A 9,628-nucleotide genomic window follows, 5' to 3' on the forward strand; every position below is an offset into this window, starting at 1 on the left:
CCTCCTTTTCCCCGCTTCAATTGAGGTAATCTTATTTGTGCTGATCCGGGACTGGATCATACCCGCCCGGGTGGAACGGATGGCATTTCAAGATGCGACGAAGGGCCAACCAGCCTCCCCTCCACGCTCCAAATCGGCGAATCGACTCGATTGCGTAGTGAGAACAGGTGGGCGCGAATCTGCATGAAGGTGGTTTATACGGAGAAATCATCAGTTGGTATCCCCGAATCAACCAAACCATGATCTTCACCATCATCGTTTCACCCTCTTTTTCCATCTCTTTTTCCATTATGTACGGGTGCCTGTTTGATCACTTTGGCTCGCTTCATCACATGTAACAGAGATTGCTCAATGGCTTCAAGTGTCATCGCTTCCACACCCGGACGGGCGATGATGACGAGATCGAGACCGACTGGAATATCAGACTCCATTCGAGCTACTGCTTCGCGTATAAGCCGCTTGACTCTATTGCGGACAACAGCATTGCCAATTTTTTTACTGACGGAAATTCCAGCACGAAAAGCCGCTTGTCCCTCTTGCTTTGCTGAATACAAGACAAACTGCTTATTAGCAGCAGAACTTCCTCGTTGAAACACAGCTTGGAATTGCTCATTTTTTTTGAGCCGGTGTGAACGATGCAAGGTAAACAACCCCTAACATCACAATTATAGTAGAAAACGTAAACAGCATCTACCAGTATATCCTTGTTTCGTCCACTTTTTTCCCCTAACAGTCAATTTCCGCGATGATTTCTGCACTGGCATGACGTAAATGAGCGAGCAATGGCCCATCCGCTTGGAAAAAGCCCAATTTTTGAAGGGACAAGGAAAGCTCGGCAGGCAGATCCGCCCAATGATTTTCCAGCCATTCATCAGAATCCACACTTTGATATAACCAGATCGCCTCTGAAAATAATAAAAACCCGGCCATATCAAGCTGATTTCTCTCCTGCAATCTCTGAACCTTCCTCTTTACTAACCAATCATTTTCAGTCGCCAGTACAAACTCGATCCCCTCATTTATTGACCGTAGATGAGCCCGATAGTCCGCCAATACCATGAGTGCATCCTGTACATCCTGAATACTCTGGTATGTCTCCTGAAAAAAGCCATCCATACCGTCCGACCGTCCTGCTTTCTGAACCAACTGATACAACTGTGCATCACTCAACGAATGCCCCTGGAAGACGGCACTCATTTGCAGCGCCCCTATCCATCCTGCCCATGCAGCCAAATAAGCGGAGTAAGGAAAGCCTTCCCTTAAGGCAGCCTGCGCCTCTTCATGGAACGAATCTACCTCCGCTTTTGCCTGTGCAAACATTTTCTCTTTTCCAGCCGGGGAATCCATATAGGCACACATGTCATTCATCCAGGAAGTGAAACGATCCTCCGGGTCTAGAATCACCTTTGCTTCCTTTAAGTAACGCCATGCCCACGGATTCTCGTATACTTCTTCATCTGTAGGAGCAGATTGAACCTGCAGCTGTATCACATGCCCTCTAAACAAACGATTTTCACAGGAAGGATCATCTTCTCCCTCCACAAAGATGTGTAAATCAAGGTCGCTGTATGCGTCCGCTTCTCCCCTCCCGACAGATCCACCAGCATAGGCACATACCAAGCTGGCTAGAGGCCATTCATCAAGAAACTCTAGCGCCAACGATACAAAAAAGTCGGTTACATCCTTACTTTGCTCCATCGGCCTCCTCCTGTATCTTCAATAAATAGTAGGATTTTCGGTAGCTAGGTAACGATTATCCCTCAAAAGGTTTCCACATCGGAGAGAGCCTTCCTCTTTTTATAAGAACAAAGAATTTTCAGACATATGTAGGCAAACAAAAAGGCCACTGAAAGTGTGGCCTAAGCGGAAAGAACTTTTCTACCTCTTTGACGACGAGCAGCCAAAATTTTACGGCCATTTTTTGTGCTCATGCGCTTACGGAATCCATGATCCTTTTTGCGCTTGCGGTTGTTAGGATTGAAAGATGGTTTCATTACGTATACACCTCCGTCTTGCAAAGACATTCTTTTGCATTATAAGAACATATGCCTAAAAAGTCAAGCAACAGTGGAATTTCATTACCAAGGCAAATATCCCCATAAAACTATTTCCCGGGTCTGTGGATATCATTTTATCCACAAAAACAGCTTTCGACAAGTTTATCTACAGCTTGTACACAAAATATAGGGATGTGAATATGTGGCGAGTACCAGAAGTTGTGTTTGTGGATAAGTATGAAAAAACCATTGATACCACGCTTTATATCTGTTATTATGTTTTTGTTTTGAAGCGTGAATAACTCCGATACGTGAATCGGTTTTTCCACAGGGTGTGGATAAGTTTGTGGACAGATTCTTTCCTATGTGTATGTCGTTACTCACAGGATTGAGGATAACCGTCTGCTTTTTTTCACTTCTACGAGCGGAATCCCTATATTTCGACTTTTTTTATCCACAGTCGTTACATACGGCTGTGTTGACAATTAAGTCACAACATAGCAGGTTTTTGCACTTTTTCTCGATCATGATGGATCGGTCTTCATCAATTTTTCGGATGGCCCAAAGGGAGGGATTCTGGTTGGATGCAGCGATTAGCGAACTATGGCGCAAAGTACTCGCCAAGATAGAAAAATCGCTAAGCAAACCCAGTTTTGATACCTGGCTGAAGGCGACAAAGGCAACTACATTAGAAGAAGATGCACTGATCGTCGTCGCACCAAACGACTTTGCTCGTGATTGGCTAGAAACCAGGTACGCACAACTGATTACCGATACACTATATGAAGTGACGGGTATCAATATGAAAGTAAAGTTCGTCGCGATGCAAAATCCTGATGCGGCTTTTGCCGACGAACAACCTGCCCCACGGGTGAAAATGAGCGAACCGCCAACAGTCGCGGATGACCAGCCACCCAGTATCTTAAATCCCAAATACACCTTTGACACGTTTGTCATCGGCTCAGGGAATCGATTCGCTCACGCCGCATCTCTTGCGGTTGCTGAAGCTCCTGCGAAAGCTTACAATCCCCTCTTCATTTACGGAGGAGTCGGACTTGGCAAAACCCACTTAATGCATGCAATTGGCCATTATGTCATTCAGCACAACCCATCGGCGAAAGTGGTCTATTTGTCGTCTGAGAAATTCACCAATGAATTCATCAACTCGATTCGTGATAACAAAGCCGTCGAATTCCGCAATAAATACCGGAGTGTTGACGTTCTTTTAATTGATGACATTCAGTTTTTGGCAGGCAAAGAGTCGACACAAGAAGAGTTTTTCCATACGTTCAATGCCTTGCATGAAGAAAGCAAACAAATCATCATCTCCTCCGATCGACCTCCTAAGGAGATCCCGACGCTGGAGGATCGCCTCCGCTCACGCTTCGAATGGGGGCTGATTACTGATATTCAGCCGCCAGACCTCGAAACGCGGATTGCGATTTTGCGCAAAAAGGCGAAAGCAGAAAATCTCGATATCCCTAATGAGGTAATGGCGTACATTGCCAACCAGATCGACAGCAACATCCGCGAGCTGGAAGGCGCACTGATTCGTGTCGTTGCCTACTCCTCCTTGATTAATCGAGATATCGACACGCAGCTGGCGGCGGAAGCACTGAAAGACATTATTCCTTCCTCCCGCCCACGCGTGATTACCATTATGGACATCCAACGAACGGTCGGAGAAGCGTTCAGCCTGAAACTAGAAGATTTCAAGGCGAAAAAACGGACAAAAACCGTCGCTTTCCCCCGTCAGATTGCGATGTATCTCTCCAGAGAGCTGACGGATGCCTCCTTGCCGAAAATCGGTGATGAATTTGGCGGCCGTGACCATACGACAGTCATCCATGCCCATGAGAAAATCTCTCGTGCACTGGCAAATGACCCTCATATGCAAACAACCATTCAGTCGCTCATTGAAAAGTTAAAAGCAAACCATTAAACCTGTGCATAACGCAAAAAGCCTATACACAACTTACCCACATGTGTATAGGCTCTCTTTTACGTAATGGACCCACATATCCACAAATCCACAGGCCCTATTACTACTTCTGTTAAAAAGATTTATCCTAATAAGTTATGATAAAGGCGCAGCCATTATGCAGATTTCAACCAAAATAATGGCGCCGGAGAGGGAGGCTCACGTCGATGCATATTACCGTTCAGCGTGAAAAGCTGTCGAACGCCGTATCGCATGTTAGCAAAGCAGTTTCTAGCAGAACTACGATTCCAATTTTGACCGGGATTAAAATCAAAACGGATGATGAAGGTTTGACACTGACAGCAAGCGATTCTGATGTGTCTATTGAAGTTCAGATCCCGATGGAAGAAGCCGGAGAATGGGGAGTTACCGTACATCAACCTGGTAGCATTGTGTTGACTGCACGTATTTTTAGCGAAATCGTACGCAAACTGCCAAGCAATGAAATCGATATTCAAGTGGATGATCGTCTCGTAACCAAAATTCGTTCCGGACAAGCTGAGTTCACCATTAACGGAATGGATGCCAGCGAATATCCACAGCTTCCGCATCTGGAAGAAGATAAAGTCTTCAGTGTTCCCTGTGATTTACTGAAGGCAATGATTCGTCAGACTGTTTTTGGTGTTTCCACTTCCGAGATGCGTCCGATCTTGACCGGTTTAATGTGGTCGCTTGATCAAGGCAAATTGCGTTTTGTGGCAACCGACAGCCATCGCTTGGCTAGTCGTACCGCAATGGTCGAATGCCCAGAGGATCTTTCTTTCCACAACGTGGTTGTTCCGGGTAAAAGCTGCAATGAATTGGTAAAAATATTAGATGACGACCAAAATCTCGCAGATATCGTTGTTGCGGACAATCAAATCCTGGTGAAGTCCAAGCATATCCTGTTCTATTCCCGTCTCTTGGAAGGAACCTATCCGGACACGACCAGAATTATTCCACAAGGAAGCAAAACGGAGATCACCGTTAGCACCAAGGAGTTTTTGCAATCCATCGAGCGCGCTTCCTTGTTGAGCCGCGAAGGCAAATCGAACGTAGTCAAGCTCGTTACGATGCCTGATGGAACCGTCGAAATTACGTCCAATGCACCTGAGATCGGGAAAGTAACGGACATTTTGATGCCAAAAGCAATGAATGGCGAAGAATTGAAAATTTCCTTCAACGCCAAATACATGATCGATGCGCTGCGTGCAATCGATAGCGCAGAAATCAAAGCGAGCTTTAGCGGCCCGATGAGTCCATTTGTGATTCGTCCGACCGATCATGACTGGATGCTCCATTTGATTTTGCCGGTTCGTACGTACTAAAATGTTTTTACGTAAAAGAAAGGAGCCAAGCCATGCGTGAGGTTTCCATAAGCACAGACTATATTGCTCTCGGCCAATTTTTGAAGCTGGCTGAAATCATTGACACGGGGGGAATGGCCAAAGCTTTTTTGGCTGAGGTTCCGATCCAGATTAATGGAGAGCTGGACAACAGACGTGGACGCAAGCTATATCCTGGCGATGAAGTGGCGATTGAAGGCTATGGTCGCTATCAAGTGGTACGCCCCTGAGAGGAGAGCGTGATTCTTGTTTCTCAAGAACCTGTCGCTAACCAATTATCGCAACTACGAAACGATGTCCCTGTCGTTTGACGGTCCCATCCAGTTGTTTATTGGCAACAACGCTCAAGGGAAAACGAATGCTCTCGAATCGATCTATGTTTTGGCACTCGCCAAATCCCACCGAACGCCCCGCGACAAGGAGCTAATTTCCTGGGATGCCGATTATGCCACGATCCGTAGCGATGTTCTTCGTCGCTACGGTTCTGTTCGTTTAGAGCTGCAGTTGACAACCAAGGGAAAGCGGGCCAAAATCAACGGAATGGAACAGCAGAAGCTGAGCGCCTATGTGGGGGCATTGAATGTCGTCATGTTTGCACCCGAGGATCTTTCCATTGTCAAAGGCGCACCTGCCCAGCGCAGACGCTTCATCGATATGGAAATCGGTCAGGTTTCACCTACGTATCTTTATTATTTAAGCAATTACAACAAAGTGCTGGCCCAGCGAAATCAGCTTTTAAAGGATTTGGCCATGAAAAAAAGTAACTCGCTGGAAATGCTGGCAATTTGGAATACCCAATTAGCCGATTTAGCGGTAAAATTGTTACGGAAGCGTTTTGAGTTCATTCGGAAGCTGGAGACGTGGGCACAGGAAATCCACACTGGCATTACCGATGGCAGGGAAAGACTTTCTTTGCATTACGTTAACTCATCGCCCGTTACAGAAGAGATGACGATAGATCAAGCTGTAGATAAAATGCTTGCTGCCTACGAAGAGGTTCGCGACCGGGAAATCATGCGGGGGAACACCCTTATTGGGCCACACCGTGATGATTTTTCACTTAAAGTGAACAACATGGATGTGCAAACGTATGGTTCCCAGGGACAGCAACGCACCAGTGCGCTGTCCATTAAATTGGCCGAAATTGAGCTGATTAAAGAAGAAGTGGGAGAATACCCCGTTCTGTTGTTGGATGATGTCTTGTCAGAGTTGGATGAACATCGGCAAACATTGCTGCTCGAAACCATTCAGGATCGAGTACAGACGTTTGTAAGTACCACAGGTGTGGAAGGCTTAAAGCATCAGGTTCTCCAGCAAGCCTCTCGTTTTTACGTGAGGGAAGGGAAAATCTCCGGAGAAAGGTAGGGGGTACAGGGATGTTTATTCACATTGGTGGAGATACTGTGGTGAGCACGAAGGAAGTTATTTCCATCCTCGATCATCAGACTGTGAAATCCTCAAAAATCAATAAAGCGTTCTTACTTGAAAAAAGTAAAACAGTTGTTGACCATAGTGAGGAAGAAACGAAGTCTTATGTAATCACCCAGAGCGCCATTTACTGTTCACCTATTTCTTCTCTGACGCTGAAGCGACGCGCTCAGTTCGTGGACAGCTTGGATCAGTTTCCCTTTGTACAAGCTGAAGTGGAGGAGTTGACAGAGTAGTGGATCAAGTGACGACGAAAGATACAAACTACGATGCGAGTCAGATTCAGGTACTGGAAGGGTTAGAGGCAGTTCGGAAACGTCCCGGCATGTACATCGGGTCGACCAGCAGCCGAGGTTTGCATCACCTGGTATGGGAGATTGTCGACAATGCCATTGACGAGGCGCTGGCCGGTTATTGCGACGAGATCTTGGTGGTCATTCATCCAGACAACTCCGTATCTGTAACCGATAACGGTCGAGGAATCCCGACTGGCATTCATGAAAAGACCGGGAAATCCACTGTTGAAACCGTTTTGACTGTATTGCACGCCGGTGGTAAATTCGGCGGTGGCGGATACAAAGTGTCCGGTGGTCTTCACGGGGTCGGTAGCTCGGTAGTGAACGCGCTATCCGAATGGATGGAAGTCGAGGTTAAACAAAATAACCAGATATACTACATGCGCTTTACAGTAGGTGCACCGGATGCCGATCTTGCTGTCGTAGGCGAGACCGATGAAACGGGAACAAAAGTAACCTTCAAGCCCGACCCGACTATTTTTACCGAAACAACTGTATTTGAGTACGAGATTTTGCAAAAACGTATTCGCGAGCTGGCGTTCCTGAACAAAGGATTGCGCATTACGCTGAAGGATACACGCCCAGATCAGCAGAAGGAAGAGTCCTTCCACTACGAGGGCGGTATCATCCAGTTCGTAGAATACTTGAATAAAAACCGGGAAGCCCTGCATGATGATGTGATTTATTGCGAAGGGGAAAAAGAAGGTCTTGTCGTGGAGGTTGCCCTTCAGTACAACGACAGCTATGTGAGCAACATCTACTCTTTTGCCAATAACATCAATACGCATGAGGGTGGTACTCACGAAACCGGATTTAAAACGGCTCTTACGCGTGTTATCAACGACTACAGCCGCAAGTTTAACTTCCTGAAGGAAAAGGATCCGAATCTTTCCGGGGACGATGTGCGTGAAGGTATTACCGCGATTATCTCCGTAAAAATTCAAGAGCCTCAGTTTGAAGGACAAACAAAAACGAAGCTGGGCAACTCGGAAGCGCGCAGCATTACCGAGTCTGTCTTTGGTGACCGTTTTAACACCTTTATGGAAGAAAATCCGGGTGTAGCCAAAAAAGTTGTGGAAAAAGCGCTCATGGCATCCCGTGCCCGTGAGGCAGCTCGAAAAGCACGTGAAATGACTCGTCGCAAGAGTGCCCTGGAAGTAAGTGCTTTGCCGGGAAAACTGGCGGACTGCTCTTCCAAGGACGCATCCGAATCTGAACTGTTCATTGTAGAGGGTGACTCTGCGGGCGGTTCTGCAAAGATGGGACGCGATCGTCATTTCCAAGCCATTCTTCCTCTTCGCGGGAAGGTATTGAACGTAGAAAAAGCACGTTTGGACAAAATTCTCGGCAACAACGAGATCCGTGCTATTATTACGGCTTTGGGAACAGGTGTCGGTGAAGACTTTGATATTTCAAAGGCACGCTACCATAAAGTCGTTATTATGACGGACGCCGACGTCGACGGATCGCATATCCGTACGCTTCTGCTGACGTTCTTCTTCCGTTACATGAAACAGTTGATCGAAGCGGGGTATATTTATATTGCGCAGCCGCCTCTTTACAGCATCAAGCAAGGGAAGACGCTGCACTATGCTTATACCGACAAGCAGCGTGATGAGGTTCTCGCTACCTTGAAGGCACAACCGAAGCCAAACGTCCAACGCTATAAAGGACTAGGTGAGATGAACGCGGATCAATTGTGGGAGACTACAATGGACCCAGAAGTTCGTACGTTGCTTCAGGTAGATCTCCAGGATGCTATGGATGCCGATATGGTGTTTGAGACACTGATGGGTGACGAAGTAGAGCCTCGCAGGGAGTTTATTGAACAATACGCAGCAAATGTACGGGATCTTGATATTTAATTGCGACGAAGAAAAGCTTGTCCTTTACCGGGCAAGCTTTTTTCTTAATGAAAATTTAAAAACACATTTGAAATATATGATGAACTGACTTATAATAAATTGTGCTTTTGTTAAACTCGTCTTTCACGAAAAAGTTCACCCACGCAATAAAAAAATATCAAATTTTCTATTGCAATGAACTTAAAAGTGTGATAGATTAAAGTTCCGGAAGTAATTACGGGCCTATAGCTCAGTTGGTTAGAGCGCACGCCTGATAAGCGTGAGGTCGGCTGTTCGAGTCAGCCTAGGCCCACCACCACTTACATAGCTGACATGACAACTGTGTCACGAAACCATTAGAATGGGGCTGTAGCTCAGTTGGGAGAGCGCCTGCCTTGCAAGCAGGAGGTCATCGGTTCGATCCCGTTCAGCTCCACCATTCTATAAAACATCATCATTCCTCGGTAGCTCAGTTGGTAGAGCAATCGGCTGTTAACCGATCGGTCGGCGGTTCGAGTCCGTCCCGAGGAGCCATTCAAATGGCCCGTTGGTGAAGCGGTTTAACACAGCAGCCTTTCACGCTGTCATTCAGGGGTTCGAATCCCCTACGGGTCACCTAGCAAAACGCCCTGATAATAAGGGGCCCCAACAAAGTACTCGGAATATGCTTCAAAGCATTAACGTCACTTTGTTGGGAATAGCGGAGGCTTAGCTCAGCTGGGAGAGCATCTGCCTTACAAGCAGAGGGTCGGCGGTT

The 9,628-nt window shown here is 46.6% G+C and carries 10 protein-coding genes and 4 tRNA genes; 10 read left to right on the plus strand and 4 right to left on the minus strand.

Annotation, left to right across the window (positions count from 1 at the left end; translation table 11 throughout):
• Positions 1-31: 31 nt before the first annotated feature.
• The 4 genes from yidD to rpmH all read right to left on the minus strand — a co-directional run bounded on the left by yidD (position 32) and on the right by rpmH (position 1,994).
• Entirely contained in the window at positions 32-256 is a 225-nt protein-coding gene (yidD, locus tag KB186_RS12625) for a membrane protein insertion efficiency factor YidD (protein WP_205669431.1), read from the minus strand.
• Positions 257-260: 4 nt separating this feature from the next.
• The gene (rnpA, locus tag KB186_RS12630) at positions 261-641 is read right to left on the minus strand and encodes a ribonuclease P protein component (protein ID WP_015894104.1); all 381 of its coding nucleotides are present in this window, start codon (positions 639-641) and stop codon (positions 261-263) included.
• An 85-nt stretch (positions 642-726) separates the two neighbouring features.
• Positions 727-1,698, minus strand: a complete 972-nt coding sequence (locus KB186_RS12635; RefSeq protein WP_232773741.1) for a nucleotidyltransferase family protein — start codon at positions 1,696-1,698, stop codon at positions 727-729.
• A 161-nt stretch (positions 1,699-1,859) separates the two neighbouring features.
• Positions 1,860-1,994: a 50S ribosomal protein L34 gene (gene rpmH / locus KB186_RS12640; RefSeq protein ID WP_007720125.1), complete on the minus strand. Its 135-nt coding sequence runs from the start codon at positions 1,992-1,994 to the stop codon at positions 1,860-1,862.
• Positions 1,995-2,553: 559 nt separating this feature from the next.
• On the opposite strand from rpmH, the gene dnaA reads away from it, so the two are divergent.
• The 10 genes from dnaA (at position 2,554) to KB186_RS12690 (ending at position 9,486) form a co-directional block, all read left to right on the plus strand.
• Positions 2,554-3,939 carry a chromosomal replication initiator protein DnaA gene (gene dnaA, locus KB186_RS12645; protein ID WP_106784234.1) on the plus strand — a complete coding sequence of 462 codons (1,386 nt, stop codon included), beginning with the start codon at positions 2,554-2,556 and terminating at the stop codon, positions 3,937-3,939.
• Between the two features lie 206 nt (positions 3,940-4,145).
• The gene (gene dnaN / locus KB186_RS12650; protein WP_232773742.1) at positions 4,146-5,285 is read left to right on the plus strand and encodes a DNA polymerase III subunit beta; all 1,140 of its coding nucleotides are present in this window, start codon (positions 4,146-4,148) and stop codon (positions 5,283-5,285) included.
• A gap of 32 nt (positions 5,286-5,317) precedes the next feature.
• Positions 5,318-5,533, plus strand: coding sequence for a S4 domain-containing protein YaaA (yaaA, locus tag KB186_RS12655; RefSeq protein ID WP_012683786.1), 216 nt, complete (start codon positions 5,318-5,320; stop codon positions 5,531-5,533).
• Positions 5,534-5,549: 16 nt separating this feature from the next.
• Complete coding sequence (gene recF / locus KB186_RS12660; RefSeq protein WP_173612521.1) at positions 5,550-6,668, plus strand: DNA replication/repair protein RecF; 1,119 nt, start codon at positions 5,550-5,552, stop codon at positions 6,666-6,668.
• 11 nt (positions 6,669-6,679) lie between these two features.
• Complete coding sequence (gene remB / locus KB186_RS12665) at positions 6,680-6,967, plus strand: extracellular matrix regulator RemB (protein ID WP_016739359.1); 288 nt, start codon at positions 6,680-6,682, stop codon at positions 6,965-6,967.
• Positions 6,967-8,892, plus strand: coding sequence for a DNA topoisomerase (ATP-hydrolyzing) subunit B (gyrB, locus tag KB186_RS12670; RefSeq protein ID WP_173612522.1), 1,926 nt, complete (start codon positions 6,967-6,969; stop codon positions 8,890-8,892). The genes remB and gyrB overlap by 1 nt, the downstream gene beginning before the upstream one ends.
• A gap of 218 nt (positions 8,893-9,110) precedes the next feature.
• Positions 9,111-9,187, plus strand: a tRNA-Ile gene (locus KB186_RS12675).
• 47 nt (positions 9,188-9,234) lie between these two features.
• A tRNA-Ala gene (locus KB186_RS12680) sits at positions 9,235-9,310 on the plus strand.
• Between the two features lie 19 nt (positions 9,311-9,329).
• Positions 9,330-9,405, plus strand: a tRNA-Asn gene (locus KB186_RS12685).
• Between the two features lie 7 nt (positions 9,406-9,412).
• A tRNA-Glu gene (locus tag KB186_RS12690) sits at positions 9,413-9,486 on the plus strand.
• The last annotated feature ends 142 nt before the right edge of the window (positions 9,487-9,628 follow it).

The sequence above is a fragment of the Brevibacillus sp. AF8 genome (assembly GCF_021270385.1).
GTDB lineage: Bacteria > Bacillota > Bacilli > Brevibacillales > Brevibacillaceae > Brevibacillus.